This window comes from Mesorhizobium sp. M0968, assembly GCF_040319065.1.
Lineage (GTDB): Bacteria > Pseudomonadota > Alphaproteobacteria > Rhizobiales > Rhizobiaceae > Mesorhizobium.
On the sequence record NZ_JAMYNL010000001.1, the window covers coordinates 380,902 to 396,774 of the forward strand.

At 64.9% G+C, this 15,873-nt stretch carries 13 protein-coding genes and 1 pseudogene; 2 read left to right on the top strand and 12 right to left on the bottom strand.

Annotated features, from left to right (window positions below; translation table 11 throughout):
• Positions 1–232 precede the first annotated feature (232 nt).
• On the bottom strand, positions 233–1,729 hold the full coding sequence (locus NKH67_RS02010; RefSeq protein ID WP_352471248.1) for a CoA-acylating methylmalonate-semialdehyde dehydrogenase: 1,497 nt from the start codon (positions 1,727–1,729) through the stop codon (positions 233–235).
• Positions 1,730–2,050: 321 nt separating this feature from the next.
• Here NKH67_RS02010 and NKH67_RS02015 point away from each other — a divergent pair, with 321 nt between their 5' ends.
• Positions 2,051–2,932: a LysR family transcriptional regulator gene (locus NKH67_RS02015; RefSeq protein WP_352471306.1), complete on the top strand. Its 882-nt coding sequence runs from the start codon at positions 2,051–2,053 to the stop codon at positions 2,930–2,932.
• A gap of 37 nt (positions 2,933–2,969) precedes the next feature.
• Here NKH67_RS02015 and NKH67_RS02020 read toward each other — a convergent pair.
• The 8 genes and pseudogenes from NKH67_RS02020 to rsfS all read right to left on the bottom strand — a co-directional run.
• Positions 2,970–4,247, bottom strand: a pseudogene (locus NKH67_RS02020) (D-amino acid dehydrogenase); the annotation flags it as partial.
• Between the two features lie 117 nt (positions 4,248–4,364).
• Positions 4,365–5,516 (bottom strand): alanine racemase, encoded by a 1,152-nt coding sequence (gene alr / locus NKH67_RS02025; protein WP_352471249.1) that lies wholly within the window; start codon positions 5,514–5,516, stop codon positions 4,365–4,367.
• Positions 5,517–5,545: 29 nt separating this feature from the next.
• Positions 5,546–6,067: an RNA pyrophosphohydrolase gene (locus tag NKH67_RS02030; RefSeq protein ID WP_352471250.1), complete on the bottom strand. Its 522-nt coding sequence runs from the start codon at positions 6,065–6,067 to the stop codon at positions 5,546–5,548.
• A 1-nt stretch (position 6,068) separates the two neighbouring features.
• Positions 6,069–7,265, bottom strand: coding sequence for a divergent polysaccharide deacetylase family protein (locus tag NKH67_RS02035; RefSeq protein ID WP_352471251.1), 1,197 nt, complete (start codon positions 7,263–7,265; stop codon positions 6,069–6,071).
• 203 nt (positions 7,266–7,468) lie between these two features.
• On the bottom strand, positions 7,469–8,794 hold the full coding sequence (locus tag NKH67_RS02040) for a S41 family peptidase (protein ID WP_352471252.1): 1,326 nt from the start codon (positions 8,792–8,794) through the stop codon (positions 7,469–7,471).
• A complete protein-coding gene (locus NKH67_RS02045; RefSeq protein ID WP_352450875.1) occupies positions 8,795–10,138 on the bottom strand; it encodes a murein hydrolase activator EnvC family protein in 1,344 nt (447 codons plus the stop codon). It abuts the gene before it with no gap.
• 151 nt (positions 10,139–10,289) lie between these two features.
• On the bottom strand, positions 10,290–10,772 hold the full coding sequence (gene rlmH, locus NKH67_RS02050; RefSeq protein WP_023678067.1) for a 23S rRNA (pseudouridine(1915)-N(3))-methyltransferase RlmH: 483 nt from the start codon (positions 10,770–10,772) through the stop codon (positions 10,290–10,292).
• 61 nt (positions 10,773–10,833) lie between these two features.
• The gene (gene rsfS, locus NKH67_RS02055; protein WP_023678068.1) at positions 10,834–11,211 is read right to left on the bottom strand and encodes a ribosome silencing factor; all 378 of its coding nucleotides are present in this window, start codon (positions 11,209–11,211) and stop codon (positions 10,834–10,836) included.
• Positions 11,212–11,450: 239 nt separating this feature from the next.
• On the opposite strand from rsfS, the gene NKH67_RS02060 reads away from it, so the two are divergent.
• Complete coding sequence (locus NKH67_RS02060; RefSeq protein WP_352471253.1) at positions 11,451–12,308, top strand: mechanosensitive ion channel family protein; 858 nt, start codon at positions 11,451–11,453, stop codon at positions 12,306–12,308.
• 29 nt (positions 12,309–12,337) lie between these two features.
• Here the strand turns inward: NKH67_RS02060 and NKH67_RS02065 are convergent, their stop codons facing one another.
• The 3 genes from NKH67_RS02065 to NKH67_RS02075 form a co-directional block, all read right to left on the bottom strand.
• Positions 12,338–13,627: an MFS transporter gene (locus NKH67_RS02065; RefSeq protein WP_352471254.1), complete on the bottom strand. Its 1,290-nt coding sequence runs from the start codon at positions 13,625–13,627 to the stop codon at positions 12,338–12,340.
• A gap of 74 nt (positions 13,628–13,701) precedes the next feature.
• Complete coding sequence (locus NKH67_RS02070) at positions 13,702–14,289, bottom strand: nicotinate-nucleotide adenylyltransferase (protein WP_031212055.1); 588 nt, start codon at positions 14,287–14,289, stop codon at positions 13,702–13,704.
• A gap of 249 nt (positions 14,290–14,538) precedes the next feature.
• On the bottom strand, positions 14,539–15,819 hold the full coding sequence (locus tag NKH67_RS02075; RefSeq protein ID WP_352471255.1) for a glutamate-5-semialdehyde dehydrogenase: 1,281 nt from the start codon (positions 15,817–15,819) through the stop codon (positions 14,539–14,541).
• Positions 15,820–15,873: the final 54 nt, after the last annotated feature.

Here is a 15,873-nt window from a genome sequence, read left to right on the forward strand (position 1 = left end):
TTCGCGGCAGGACTGCAACCTAAGAAGATTGCTGCCTTCTTGGTTCCATCACATTAGTGTTCATGCCGATGAAGACCGCGACAAAAAGGCCCGAGCTTGGTGCCCGGGCCTTTTCTTGCTTTCTGCGATTTGGATCAGTTCATCGTCGGGGTGACGAATTCGGCGCCATCCTTCACGCCGGCCCGCGCGCCCCAAGCCGAAGGCGAGGACGCGCTGACAGGAAACCGTTCGGTCAGTTCATCGTCGGGATGACGAACTCGGCACCGTCCTTCACGCCGGACGGCCAGCGCGACGTTACCGTCTTGGTCTTGGTGTAGAAGCGGAACGCGTCCGGCCCGTGCTGGTTGAGGTCGCCGAAGGAGGACGCCTTCCAGCCGCCAAAGGTGTAGTAGGCGATCGGCACCGGGATCGGCACGTTGATCCCGACCATGCCGACCTGAACCCGCGAGGCGAAGTCGCGGGCCGCGTCGCCGTCGCGGGTGAAGATGGCGACGCCATTGCCCATCTCGTGCTCGTTGGCGAGCTTGATGGCGTTCTCGTAGGTCGGTGCGCGAACGACCGAGAGCACCGGCCCGAAGATCTCTTCCTTGTAGATGCGCATGTCGGCGGTCACATTGTCGAACAGGCAGCCGCCCATATAGTAGCCGTTCTCATAGCCCTGCATGGAGAAGCCGCGGCCGTCGACGACCAGCTTGGCGCCTTCCTTGACACCGGTGTCGACATAGGACTTGACTCGCTCCAGCGCCTGCGCCGTGACCAGCGGGCCAAAATCGGCGGAAGAATCCGTCGACGGACCGACCTTCAGGCTCTCGACGCGCGGTACCAGTCTTTCCATCAGCCGGTTGGCGGTGTCGTTGCCGACCGGGACGGCCACCGAGATTGCCATGCAGCGCTCGCCGGCCGAGCCGTAGCCGGCGCCGATCAGCGCGTCGACGGTCTGGTCCATGTCGGCATCCGGCATGATGATCATGTGGTTCTTGGCGCCGCCGAAGCACTGCACGCGCTTGCCGGCCGCGCAGCCGCGCGAATAGATGTACTGGGCGATCGGTGTCGAGCCGACGAAACCGATGGCCTTGATGTCGGGATCGTCGAGGATGGCGTCGACCACTTCCTTGTCGCCGTTGACGACATTAAGGATGCCCGCCGGCAGACCGGCCTCGATAAACAGTTCGGCAATGCGCATCGGCACGCCCGGGTCGCGTTCGGACGGCTTGAGAATGAAGGCATTGCCGCAGGCGATGGCCGGCGCGATCTTCCACAGCGGGATCATCGCCGGAAAATTGAACGGCGTGATGCCGGCGACGACGCCGAGCGGCTGGCGCATCGAATAGACGTCTATGCCGGGGCCGGCGCCATCGGTGAACTCGCCCTTCATCATATGCGGCGCACCGATACAGACCTCGACCACTTCGAGGCCGCGCTGGATGTCACCCTTGGCGTCGGCGATGGTCTTGCCGTGTTCGCGCGCCAATATCTCGGCCAGCGCATCATACTCTTTGGCGACCAACTCGAGGAACCGCATCAGGACGCGTACGCGCCGCTGCGGATTGGTCGCCGCCCAGCCGGGCTGTGCGGCCTTGGCGTTTTCGACCGCCGCACGCAATTCCGCCTGCGAAGCCAGCGCCACCGTGCCGCGCACCGTGCCGTCCATCGGCTGCATGACGTCCTGCTTGCGGCCGCTGGTTCCGGCGACGCGCTTGCCGCCGATGAAATGACCGTATTCGATCATGGTCTCTCTCCCTGGTTCGTGATGAGGCATTGTCCGCCTTTGCGGGAGCGATGGCAACGCGAGCGAAAACGCAACCGTTGTGCAGAAAATAGATAGCGTTTGACCGCAGAGCATCAATTCTCGCAAATAGGAAGAATGCAGGTCCCCAGCAGCAAGGATTGAGATTGAGTTCCTTCACCGCCCCCCTCTGTCCTGCCGGACATCTCCCAAGAAAGACGCCTGCGGCGAAACTGCCAATCTCCCCCCTTGAGGGGGAGATGTCCGGCAGGACAGAGGGGGGCGCGAAGGAACGCGGTTTTGATCGTTATCGCCAGGACCCTCATGAACTGGGATGATGCCCGTATCTTCCTTGCCGTAGCGCGGGCCGGCCAGATCCTCGGCGCCGCCAGGCGGCTGGAGCTTAATCACGCGACCGTCTCGCGCCGCATTGCCGCCCTCGAGGCAGCGCTCAGGACAAAACTGTTTCGCCGGCTTACCACCGGCAGTGAGCTGACGCCGGCGGGCGAGCGTTTCCTCGAGATTGCCGAACGCATGGAGGGCGACATGATCGCCGCGCGCTCGACCGTTTCAGCCGAAGGCGACGACATCTCGGGCACCGTGCGCATCGGCGCGCCGGACGGCTTTGGCGTCGCCTTCCTGGCCAGGCACCTCGGCGCGCTGACCGCTCTGCACCGTGAGCTCACCATCCAGCTGGTGCCGGTGCCACGCTCCTTCTCTTTGTCCCGGCGCGAGGCCGACATTGCCATCACCGTCGAACGGCCGACGGAAGGCCGCCTGGTGGCGGGAAAGCTGGTCGACTACACGCTCGGCCTGTTCGCGTCGCGTGCCTACGCCGACACCCAAGGCCTGCCCGGAACCGCCGCCGAGCTAGGCCAGCATACGCTGATCGGCTACGTGCCGGACCTGATCGTCAGTCCCTCACTCGACTACGCGGCCGAATTCAGCCCCGACTGGCGGACCAGCTTCGCCATTTCCTCGGCGCTCGGCCAGGCCGAAGCAGTGCGTTCCGGCGCCGGCATCGGCATCCTGCACACCTTCGTTGCCCGCTTGATGCCGGAGCTGGTGCCTCTCGATATCGTCGCACCCATCCGCCGCGCCTACTGGCTGGTCTATCATGAATCGGTCAGGCCGCTGCGCCGCGTCCAGGTCGTCGCGAGCTTCATTACCAAGGCCGTCGAACGGGACAGGGGTTTGTTCGCGTGACCCTGCCGGCCGCTGGCTGTCTTAGCTGGTGGGCGTCTTACTTGGCGTATCGTCCGGGCCCGAGATCGCCGACGTCGATGTCGGGCACCCGGCTGGAGATGATGTCGGCCAGAACTTTGGCCGAGCCGCAGGCCATGGTCCAGCCGAGTGTGCCATGGCCGGTGTTGAGATAGAGATTGGAGAAATCGGTGCGGCCGATCAGCGGCGGCCCGTCCGGTGTCATCGGCCGCAGCCCGCACCAGAAGGTCGCCGATCGCATGTCGCCGCTGCCCGGAAACAGGTCGCCGACCGAATGTTCGAGCGTGCGCCGCCGCGATTCGTGCAGCCGCAGGTCGAAGCCGGAAATCTCCGCCGTGCCGCCGACCCGGATACGGTCGCCGAGCCGGGTGATCGCTACTTTGTAGCTCTCGTCCATCACGGTCGAGACCGGCGCGGCGGCGGCGTCCTTGATCGGCAGGGTGATCGAATAGCCCTTGACCGGGTAGACCGGGATGGGCCGCTTCAGCATGCGCATGAACCGTGCCGAATAGCTGCCCATCGCCATCACATAGGCATCGGCGACCATCCAGCCCTTGCTGGTGCTGATGTTGGTGATGCGATCGCGCTTCTTGACGACGCGCCGTATCTCCGTGTCGTATTCGAAGGTGACGCCGCGTGCCGCGCAAAGCTCGGCAAGCCTGTCGGTGAACATCTTGCAGTCGCCGGTTTCGTCGCCGGGCAACCGCAGGCCACCGACGAATTTCTCGCGCACGCCGGCCAGCCCAGGCTCGGCCGCAATGCAGCCGTCGGGGTCGAGGACCTCGTAGGGGACGCCATAGGCCTTCAGCACCTCGACATCGCCGCCGAAGCCGTCGAGCTGCTTTTGCGTTCGGAAGAGCTGCAGCGTGCCCTTGGCGCGCTCGTCATAGGCGATGCCGGTCGCCTCGCGCAGCGCCTTCAGCGTGTCGCGGCTGTATTCGGCCAGTGGCACCATGCGCGCCTTGTTCAGCGCGTAGCGTTCAGCCGTGCAATTGCGCAGCATCTTGACCAGCCATATCCACATATGCGGATCGAGGGCCGGTCGCACCACCAGTGGACCGTGCTTCATCAAAAGCCATTTGATGGCCTTCAGCGGAACGCCGGGCCCGGCCCAGGGCGAGGCATAGCCGGGTGAGATCTCGCCGGCATTGGCAAAGCTGGTTTCCAGCGCCGGGCCTTTCTGGCGATCGATCACCGTCACCTGATGACCGGCCTCGGCAAGAAAATAGGCGGTGGTGACCCCGATCACGCCGCCGCCCAGCACGAAGATCTTCATCGTTTGGTTCTCCGCGGCGGCATCTCGTCGGGATTCGAGACCGGGATCATCGCCGCCTCATGTCTGCCGGATTCTGTGGCGCCAGCCAAGTGCCGATGCTTAGGGAAAAGACATGCGTGAGGACAACAACCTTGCGTCCTAGCCATTCACATAGCGCCGGTGGAAACGGTGGCCGAGGCTGGTCAAGACCTCATAGCCGATGGTGCCGGCCTGGCCGGCTACCTGGTCCACCGTCTGCGACGACGGTCCGATCAGTTCGACGAGGTCGCCGGCCTTCAGCTTGCCGGGCGGCAATGCGGAAATGTCGAGGATGATCGAATCCATCGAAACCCGGCCGACGAAGGGCAGCCGCACATTTTCGAGCCAGGCGGAGGAAGCGGCGCGTCGATGCCAGCCATCGCCATAGCCGAGCGAAATCGTCGCCGCGGCAAGCGGAGCCTTGGTGTGGAAAGTGTGGCCGTAGCCGACACCGGTGCCGGCCTCCAGCATCCGCGTCTGGATGACCTTGGCTTGCAATCGCACCACCGGCAGCATCGGATTGTCCTTCGCCGGCGTCGGATTGACACCATAGAGAGCGGCACCCGGACGAACGAGGTCGTAGTGATAGCGCTGCCCGAGAAAAATGCCTGATGAATTGGCAAGGGAAGCCGGCGCTTCCGGCAGCATCCGGCGCAGCCGTTCGAATTCCAGCCGCTGCCGCTCGTTGGCCGGCTGCTCGGGTTCGTCGGCGCAGGCGAGATGGCTCATCACGAACGTCAGTTCGACACCGTCGAAAGCCTGCGGATCCTGCGCGACTGCCTTCACCTCGGATGGCGTCATGCCGAGCCGCGACATGCCGCTGTCGACCTGGAGGGCGGCCGGCAACTTACGGCCCACCCGCCCGGCCATCTCGCGCCATGCCGCGAGTTGGCTGGCGCTGTTGAGTACGGTGCAAAGCCCTGCCACAACCGCTTCCGTTTCCGCACCCGGCGGAATGCCGTTCAGCACATAAATGGCCGGATCTGAGCCGAGCGCCTTGCGCAGCAAGATGCCGCCGGCCAAATGCGCAACAAAGAAAGTATTACAGCCCTCACCCATCAGCGCCGCCGCCACCGGCGCCGCGCCAATCCCATAGCCGTCGGCCTTGACCACTCCAGCACAGCCGACGCCGCCCAGCCGCGCCTTCAGCCGCCGGTAGTTCTCACGGACGGCGCCGAGATCGATGGTCAGGATCGCCCCTGCCGCGGCTTCGCTGATCGGTTCGCTCAGGGTGACGGTCGGCGGAAGAGATTTGCTGGAGATGTTGTTCATGCCGACCTGTTTTAACGGAAGGCCGGCGGCTACGCCACCAGGTGCCGGAACGCCGCCACCACGTCTTCGTAGACCTTGCGCTTGAACGGCACGATCAGGCCCGGCAATTCCAGCATCGGCCGCCACGCCCACCGGTCGAACTCGGCCTTGTGGCCACCCGGCGGCGGATTGATCGCGATCTCGCTTTCGTCGCCATGGAAACGGAAGGCAAACCATTTCTGCGTCTGGCCGCGATATCGTCCCTTGAAGGCGACGCCGACCAGATGCGCCGGCAGGTCGTATTTGATCCAGTGCGGCGCCTCGGCCAGCAGCGACACCGAGCGCATGCCGGTCTCTTCGTAAAGTTCACGCGCCGCCGCGGGCAGCGGCTCCTCGCCATCATCGATGCCGCCCTGCGGCATCTGCCAGAGCTGCGTCGTTCCAGCGAATTCGCTGTCCGGCTCGGCAATGCGACGGCCGACCCAGACCAGGCCGGCCTCATTGAGGACCATCACCCCTACGCAGGGCCGGTAGGGCAGCGTCTCGGGCTCAACGAGCTTGTTCTTTGCCATCTCAGCCTTTTTCCGGATCTATGGCCACCGCCGAAACCGGCACGATCTCGATGCCACGCTTCTTGGCCTCGGTCACCCAGGAAGACACGGTATCCACCGTCAGGTCGAAAGCCGAGCCGATGCCGACGGCAAACCCTTTCGCCCGTGCCGTCGCTTCCAGCCCATCCAGTTTCTTCAATATGGCGCCGCGGTCCTGCACCGCATCGATCGCCGTATCGCCGCCGACGAACGGCACGCCGTCCTTCAGCGCCAGTTCGGGTGCCAGGCTGCGCGCCGACGAACCGTCGTCGACATAGGCCAGACCACGCTTGCCAAGCTCGGCCATCAACGGCCCCATCGCCGTCGCGTCGGCCGAAAAGCGGGCGCCCATATAGTTCATGACGCCGGTGTAGTTGGTCGTTCGCGACAGCGCCCAGCGTAAATTCTTCAAATTCTCGTCCGGCGTTGCAGCCACGGTCAGCGTGTTACGGCCGGGATTGACGTTCGGATAGTCGAACGGCTCAAGCGGTACCTGCATGATGACCTCATGGCCGCTCTGCCGCGCCACCTGCATCCAGCGGCCGATGCTGTTGCCTTGCGGCGCGAAGGCCAGCGTCACTTCCGCCGGCAGCTTGGCGATGGCTGCCTGCGTGCCGGTCTGCGACACGGCAAGCCCGCCGATGACGAGCGCCACGCGTGCACCGCGAGCCCCGGACCACGGCCGCGCATAGACATCGAACGGGCGCCTGCCGTCGGCGGCGCGGATCGGCAACGGACCGGTTTCGCTGGCCTCGACCAGCGCCTTGTCGGGAATATGCGCGATCCTGAGGTTCTGGCCGATCGTCGAAGGGTCGCGAATGACTATGGCCGCCTCGGGTGGAGCGTCGCCCCCCTCGGTCTGGACATGGATGATCTGCGGACCGCCCGTCTGCGGCCCGCTTATGTTGGACCCGCTTGCGTTGCCTGGCGCTGCCGTTTCGGGCGTCGCCTTGGCGGGCGCGGCGGCGGTATCCGCCGCCGGCGTCGTCGGCGTCGAAACGGCTACTTCTTGCAGCTTCCGGAACGGCTTGTCTCGCAAGGCGATCGCGCTGGAGACGCCGACCACGGACAGCACGACAAGCGCGGCCGCGACCGTACCGGCGCTGATCCCGCTGCCTGAGTGCGGCAGCCGGATCGCCTGTCCGAGAGGTCGTTCTATGTCCTTGCCGATATCAGCCAAGCCCGCACCCCCCGGCGTGCATCCCCGAAGTAAACCTTCTCCGGAGGCACAAAATCCAAAATGTCGGCGCGTCCCCTTGCTTCACTGGACGCGCAGCATGCCGGCCGCGGCCCCCGAATCAAACTGCCGGAGCCTCGCGGCCCCGGCAGCATCGCATCGCTTCGCTCAGGCAGCCAGACCTGTTTGGCCCGGCTTGCCCGCCCTTACTGGTTCAACACGGCCTTTTGCGGATTCGGCGGGAACGCCGGATCGGTCTTCTGGCCGCGCAGCAGCTGCTCGGCATAGATGAGCTGCAAATCGTCCTTCGGTTCCGGCGGCACATAGGCTGCCGAACCCGAACCGGTCGTGCTTTCGTCGGCGCCCTTGATATGGCCCTTGAGGTCCGATTCGCCGCGCGTCAGGTCCCTGCCCTGCAGTTCCGCCGGCAGCGGCTGGTCGACCTTGATGTCGGGCGTGATGCCCTTGCCCTGGATCGACTTGCCGGACGGCGTGTAATAGAGCGCCGTCGTCAGCCGCAGCGCCCCGTTCTCGCCAAGCGGAATGATGGTCTGCACCGAACCCTTGCCGAAGGACTGCGTGCCGACCACCGTGGCGCGGCGCAGATCCTGCAGCGCGCCGGCGACGATTTCCGAGGCACTGGCCGAGCCGCCATTGACGAGCACGATCAGCGGCTTGCCGCCGATGTCGTCGCCGGCCCGCGCGTCGAAGCGGGTGACGTCCTTCGGATCGCGGCCGCGCGTCGAGACGATCTCGCCACGGTCGAGGAAGGCATCCGACACGCTCACCGCCTGGTCGAGCAAACCGCCCGGATTGAGGCGCAGGTCGAGCACGTAGCCCTTGAGCTTGTCGTTCGGCACCTGCTTCTTGATGGTTTCGATGGCATTCTCGAGGTCGTCATAGGTTTTTTCGGTAAAGGAGGTGATCTTCATGTAGCCGATGTCGTTTTCGACCCGGAACTTGACCGCCTTGACCTTGATGATGTCGCGCACGACCGTCAGTTCGATCGGCTTGTCGGCGCCCTGGCGCAGGATGGTGAGCTTGATCGGCGTATTGACCAGCCCGCGCATCTTCTCGACGGCGTCGTTGAGCGTCAGGCCGCGAACCTCCTCGCCGTCGATCTTGGCGATATAGTCGCCGGCAAGCACGCCTGCCTTGGCGGCCGGCGTATCGTCGATCGGCGTGATCACCTTGACCAGGTCGTTCTCCATGGTGACCTCGATGCCGAGGCCGCCGAATTCGCCCTTGGTCTGCACGCGCATGTCCTGCGCTTCTTCGGCATTCATGTAGGAGGAGTGCGGGTCGAGCGACGACAGCATGCCGTTGATAGCATTTTCAACCAGCGACTTGTCGTCGGGCGGCGTCACATAATTCGCCCGTACCCGTTCGAAGATATCGCCGAAGATCGCCAGTTGCTTATAGGTCTCGGAGCCCGCAGCTTTCGCTGTCGAGCCGGGCGCGCCATAGACCAGGCTCATCGCCGATGCACCCATCAGCGCACCGGCAAACAGAAGCGACAGTTTCCGCATCATTCACGTCCTTCCAGAAAAACGGTCCGCCCACCATGGGGCCGGATCGACGGGTTTTCCATCCTTGCGGAACTCGACATAGAGCTCCGGCGTGGCATTTCCATTCTTCGATGCCGAGGTGCTCGCCACCCGGGCCTCTCCCATCGCGCCGACCGGCTCACCTGCGAGCACCGACTGGCCAGACGCGACGCTGATTCTGCTCATCCCCGCCAGGACGACATGATAGCCGTCACCCGCATTCAGGATCAAGAGTTGACCGTAAGAGCGGAACGGCCCCGCATAAAGCACATTTCCATCCGCCGGCGCTGTGACGATGGCTCCCGATTGTGTCGCAACCATGTCACCGAGCATCACCGCGCCGTTACCGTCGTTGGCCCCGAAGCGCCGCTTGATCCTGCCGGTGACCGGCAGCGCGATCTGCCCTTGAAGCGCGGAAAACGGCGCGGCAGCGGTGAGCCTGTTGCTCTCCGGCACCGGCAGCGAGGCCAATTCCGTCGGCGCCGCAGCCGATGCCGGGCCCTTGTCGGCGTCGGCCGTCTTTTGCTCGGCTGCCTTGGCCGCATCCGCCGCCTTGCGGGCTCTGTCGGCCTCGAGCGAGGCGATCAGTTCTTTCAGGCTGCCGGCCTTGGCCGCCAACGTCGCGGACCGCTGCTTTTCGGCGGCCAGCGCGGTTTGCGTATCGGCGGCGAGCTTCTGCTTGGCTTCGAGCAGCATGCCGAGCCGCTTTTTTTCCGCCGCCTGCTCGCCGACAGCTGCCGTCAGCCGCGCCCGCTCGGCCTCGATCGAGGCCGTCACCCGCGACTGCTCCTTGAGGTCGGCCAGCAACATGTCGGTCTGCTGGCGCAGTTCCGGCACCACGGCACCGAGCAGGATGGCGCTGCGCACCGACGACAATGCGTCCTCCGGCTTGACCAGGATCGCCGGCGGCGGATTGAGCCCCATGCGCTGCAGCGCGCCGAGCACTTCGGCCAGAACGTCGCGTCTGGCGGCCAGTGAGGCGCGGATCTTCTGCTCCTGCGCCTTCAGCCCTTCCAGCTTGCCGCCAATGTCCTCGATGTCCTGGCCGAGCTTCTGCTCGGTCATCGCCGACTGGATCAGCGCCGCGGTGATCGAGGCGTGGTCCTTCTTGACAGCCGCTATGTCGGCGGCGAGCTTGGCCAGCCGCTCGGACGACAGCGTGATCTCTTTCGATACTTTTTCGTATTCGGCGCGGCTCTGGTCCGGGTCGGGCGCCAGGTCGAGCGTGTTCTCGGCCCGCGCGACGCCGAGCGAAAGCGCGATCGTCGCCACGGCGATGCCGTAGCGCACGCGCCAGGAGCCCGTTCGTGATTTCCAGTCTTCAGACATTGAAGCCCAACTCTATGCGCGGCTTCGTTAACGAACCATCAACCATGTTCGAGCCCCGGCCGTCATCGACAAACCCCGTGAGGCCAAACTGTCGATGAGCATTGGGGCAAAAATCCGGGCGGCTGGCATCAATTCGCCGACGGAGCCGACTTCATGAACGATGGTAGGGGTGACCGGAAAGGATCGTGGCCGCCCGGTAAAGCTGCTCGCCCAGCATCACGCGGACCAGCTGATGCGGCCAGGTCAGCGCGCCGAGCGACACCGTCAGATCAGCCAGGTCGCGCAGTGACTGGTCATGGCCGTCGGCGCCGCCAATGGCGATCACCAGCGCCTTGCGCCCGCCATCGCGCAGCGAACCTATGCGGCCGGCGAAATCCTCGGAGGAAAGGTTCTTGCCGCGCTCATCCAGCAGCATCAGCGCCGTGCCCGGTTGCAAGTGCGTCTGCAGCTTCTGGCCTTCCTCGCGCCGGCGCTCATTGGCCGTCTGCGCGCGACCTTCGGCAATCTCGACGATCCCGGCGAATTCGAGGCCTACGGCAGGACCGCTCCTGGCAAAACGCTCGAAATAGCGGTCGGCCAACTGCTTCTCGGGGCCGGCTTTCATTCGGCCCACGGCATGAACCGTAATCTTCATCCCTGCCTCGAAGAGCCGCTGATGCATGTCGGACAACGACATGCATCAAGACGAATACGGCTCAGTGGAGGGTCTCCTCCTCGAGATCGGGCGCCTGCCACATCTTTTCGAGATTGTAGAAGTCGCGGACCTCGGGACGGAAGACATGGACGATGATGTCGCCCGAATCGATCAGGACCCAGTCGGCGCCAGCCAGCCCCTCGACGCGCGCCGTGCCGAGCCCGGCATCCTTGAGCGCCTTGAGGAGATGATCGGCAACAGCCGAGACATGACGGTGCGATCGGCCCGATGCGACGACCATGTAGTCGCCGAGGCTCGATTTCCCCTGAATGTCGATTGAGACGATATTTTCGGCCTTGGAGTCTTCCAGACTGGCAAGGACTGTCTTGATGGCGCGGGACACGGCGTCGTTTACGCTGATCCCGGCCGGCGAAGGCACGATGTCGGCCTTCTTCCGCAGTGCTGTTCTCAGTGTATTTCCTTTCGCAGCAAGAACAACCAAATCACCTCTGAAATCAGGTGACACTCCTTAGATAGGCAGAGTTAGGTTGCAGTTTCAAGACACCGCTCACAAGCAGACGCCCGGTAACGGCCGAATATCCGGCTTTTCGGGCCAGAAAATCGGAACCGCCTCGCCCCGCAGCGGTTATCGGCTCATCCACGAACCGGAATCCCGACATGCCGATCGATCCCCAGAACGCCCTCCTCACCGTGCAATCCGGCCTTGCGCAACTCAGCACGCTGATCGTCTCCTACTCGCTTTCGGCGGTCGGCGCCGTCATCCTGCTGGTCATCGGCTACATCGTCGCCGGCCTCGCCGAGCGTTCGATCTATGCCGGCCTCGGCCATATCAGCGGCTTCGACGAAACGCTCCGCCATTTCTTCTCGCAGGTCGTCCGCTACGCCATCCTGGGACTGGTCGTGATCATGGTTCTCGGCCAGTTCGGCGTGCAGACGGCTTCGATCATTGCCGCTATCGGTGCCGCCGGCCTGGCCATCGGCCTGGCGCTGCAAGGCACGCTGCAGAACATTGCCGCCGGCATCATGCTGCTGGCGCTGCGGCCGTTCCGCATCGGCGAATATGTCGAAGTCGGCGCGATATCCGGCACCGTCGAGGAGATCGGGCTGTTTGCCACAACGCTGAGGACGGTCGAAGGCGTCTACGTGCTTGCACCCAACTCGACCCTGTGGAACCAGCCGGTCCGCAACTTCACCCGCAACGGTGTGCGGCGCGGCGACATCACGCTCAGCATCGGCTCCTGGAACGACATCGATTTTGCGCAGAAGACCATGCTTGGCGTTGCCGCCGCCGACCGGCGCGTCAGGCGGCAGCCTGCGCCGATCGCCTTTGTCGCGACCGTCGGCGACAGCACCGTCGCCATCAGCTTGCGCTACTGGACGGCGGCTGCCGATTTCTTCGCCGCCCAGATCGACCTCACCAAAGGGGTCAAGCAGGCGTTCGATGCCGAAGGTCTTTCAATTCCGGCGCCGGCGCCGCAAGCGCCGCAGCCGGAGGCCTCAGCCACGCAGCAATAGAGCGTTGCAGCCAGCTGGCAGGATGCCCCTCAAAGCTCTCCGCGCCCGCGCTGATCTTCAGGCGCGAAGGCGAGATCGACAGGCAACGGCGCCTGCGCCGTCATTGGCGCGAAACTGCCGGTCTCGGTGGCGGGCACCGGCCGCACCATGACGACGCGCCAGAGAACGAACAGGCAGTAGGCGGCGGCAATGACGATTGCCACATAGATGAAGGCCTGCGTGCCGTAGGCGGCGGAAAGCCCGGTCACAATGCCGGGTACGACGAAGCCGGAAAGCGACCAGGCAAACAAAAGCGAGCTCGACAGCGCCACCATGTCGTCCTTGCCGGCGCGGTCACCGGCATGGGCGCTGGCCAGCGAGTAGATCGATTCCGAGGCGCCGTCCCAGACCACATAGATGACAAGCAGAGCCGCCAGCGCGCCGCCGTCGAAACCGAGGGCAAACAGGCCCGCCGCGGCGGCAAGCGCCGACGCCGCGATCAGCACAAAGCGCCGGTCGGTGCGGTCGGAAATCCAGCCGAGCGGAATCTGCAGGATCAGCGTGCCGACCGGCATTGCCGAAAGCAGCAAGGCGACGTCGGCCTGGCTGTAGCCCTTGGTCGTGGCATGGATCGGCGCAAAACCCGAGATCGTCATCGACAGGCCGCCGACGGCAAGCATGCCGGCGACGCCGACCGGGGAGATCCGCCAGGCGCGACCGAGCGCCACGGAAGCCGCTTGCGGCGCCGGCGGCTGCGCGAGCCGCGTCAGCCCGACGGGAAGGATCGACAGCGCGGTAAAGGCAATGCCGATCAGCGGCGCATCGGCCGCGCGGATATCGATCAACGCCAGCGTCGAATAACCGACGCCGAGCCCGGCGACATAGGCAACGTAGAAGATGGCCATGACCCGGCCGCGGATGGCGTTGGCGACGACATCGTTCAGCCAGCTCTGCGCGACGATGAACAGGCCGCATATGGCAAAGCCGTAGAGTGCCCGTGCAGCGATCCATGGCAAGGGGTGCGGCCCGGCGCCGACCGCGGCGTTGGACAGCACGATCAGTGCCGACAGCACCATGAACACGCGGGCATGGCCGACACGCCGCACCAGCGGCCCGGTCAGGATGCAGCCGGCAAGGCCGCCAGCCGAAAGGCCGGTGACGATCAGCCCCGCCCATGTCGGATCGAAGCCCTCGGCGCCGAGCCGGACTGGGATATAGGCGAACATCAGCCCATTGCCGACGGCGATCAGCGCCATCGACAAGAGGATGCTGGCAATGGCGATCGACGGCGCCGGCTGCCCTAGACCGTTCTTGTCCTGGTCGCGCGCGAGAATCGTCATGACCGAGGATCGCCCATCAAGCAGGTCAAGGCAGCGGCAAAAGCGACATCACCGGACTTGCCTTCCGCGCCGGTTCAGCCCTTTGCCACCTTGCGGATCGCGCTCGACGACAGCGACGAACGCGGGCCGTGGATGAAGGTCCAGGCCGGCGCCGTCATGCGGGCGAGCCGCGGTGCGTCGCCTTCGTCGACGCGGGCATAGTCGAAGGTCTTGGCGACCACCGACGACAGGAACGACAGCGTCGCACCCGGCCGGTCGACCACCGCGATCGGAAACGTCATCACGATGCGGCGCCAGCGCTGCCAGCGGTGGAAGTCGCGAAGCGAGTCGGCGCCCATGATCCAGACAAAATCGACGCCCGGGTTCCGCGCCTTGACCAGCGCCAGCGTGTCGGCGGTGAAGCGGACGCGGTGGGCCGCCTCGAAGGCGGTGACCTTGATCTTCGGGTTCTTCGCGATCTTTTCGGATAGCTGCAGCCGCTCGGCCAGCGGCGCCAGGTCACCGGCATTCTTGAGCGGGTTGCCCGGCGTCACCATCCACCACAGCTGATCGAGCGCAAGCCGTCTGAGCGCGATCTCGGCGACCAGCGCATGGCCGGCATGCGGCGGGTTGAATGAACCGCCGAACAGCCCGACCGCCACGCCTTTCCCGGCATGCGGCATGTGCAGATAGTGGGAGGATACGGGATGCTCAGACGAGGAAAGCATGCGTCAGGCACCCCCCTCTGTCCTGCCGGACATCTCCCCCTCAAGGGGGGAGATTGGCGGCTTCATCGCAGGCGCAAATCTTGCAACGCCGGCGATTGGCGAAATCGGAAATGGCAGCCAATCTCCCCCCTTGAGGGGGAGATGTCCGGCAGGACAGAGGGGGGTGGCTGGGCGCAAAGCTTCAGGCTCGAACGGCGAACAGCTTCAAGGCCTCACCTGTCCCGACCCGCGTACGCGGTATTTGAACGAGGTCAGTTGCTCGACGCCGACCGGCCCGCGTGCATGCATCTTGCCTGTGGCGATGCCGATCTCGGCGCCCATGCCGAACTCGCCGCCATCGGCAAACTGGGTCGAGGCGTTGTGCAGAAGGATCGCCGAATCGACCTCGTTGAAGAACCGGTCGACCGCTGTGGCGTCCTCGGCGATGATCGCCTCGGTGTGATGCGAGGAAAACGTCTCGATATGCTCGATGGCGCCGCCAATGCCGTCGACCAGCTTCACCGCAATGATGGCATCGAGATACTCGGTCACCCAGTCTGCATCGGTCGCGGGCTGGGCATCGGCATAAAGCCTCAGCGCCTCGGCATCGGCATGGATCTCGCAGCCTGCCGCCCGCAAGGCCTCGAGGATCGGCACCAGATGCGTGCCGGCGGCGGCACGGTCGACCAGCAGCGTCTCGGCAGCACCGCACACCCCGGTGCGCCGCATCTTGGCATTGACCGCGATCTTGACCGCCATGTCGAGATCGGCCGATCGGTCGATATAGAGATGGCAGATGCCCTCGAGATGCGCGAAGACCGGCACCCGCGCCTCGCTCTGCACACGCTCGACCAGGCTGCGGCCGCCGCGCGGAATGATGACCTCGAGATTGCCTGAAAGCCCTTTCAGCATTTCGCCGACGGCGGCGCGATCGGTAGTCGGCACCAGCTGGATGGCATCCTCCGGCAGCCCGGCTGCCTTCAGCCCCTCGACCAGGCAGGCATGGATAGCGGCGGAAGAGTTGAGCGAATCCGAGCCGCCGCGAAGGATTACTGGATTGCCCGCCTTGAGGCACAGCGCGCCGGCATCCGCGGTAACGTTCGGCCGGCTCTCGTAAATGACGCCGACGACGCCGAGCGGCGTGCGCACCCGTTCGATATGCAGGCCGTTCGGCCGGTCCCAAGCCGCGATGACATCCCCAACCGGATCGCCGAGTGCGGCGATTTCGCGAATACCGTCTGCCATTGCGCGGATGCGCGCCGGATCCAGCTTCAGCCGGTCCATGGACGAGCCGGAAAGCCCGGACTCGTGGCCATTCGAGACATCGATGGCATTGGCGTCAAGAATGTCCTGCTCACGGGAAACGACCGCGTCGGCCATGGCGAGAAGCGCCGCATTCTTGGCGGCGGTGGTGGCGATGGCCAGCGGTCGGGCGGCGGCGCGGGCCTTACGGCCCGTCCGTGCCATCAAACTGGCTACATCTTCGCCTTTGTGTTTGTTCAGCATCTGACCGCTCCGGTGAAGCTTGGTGGATTTACACGCGGCCGGCCTTCGCGGCAA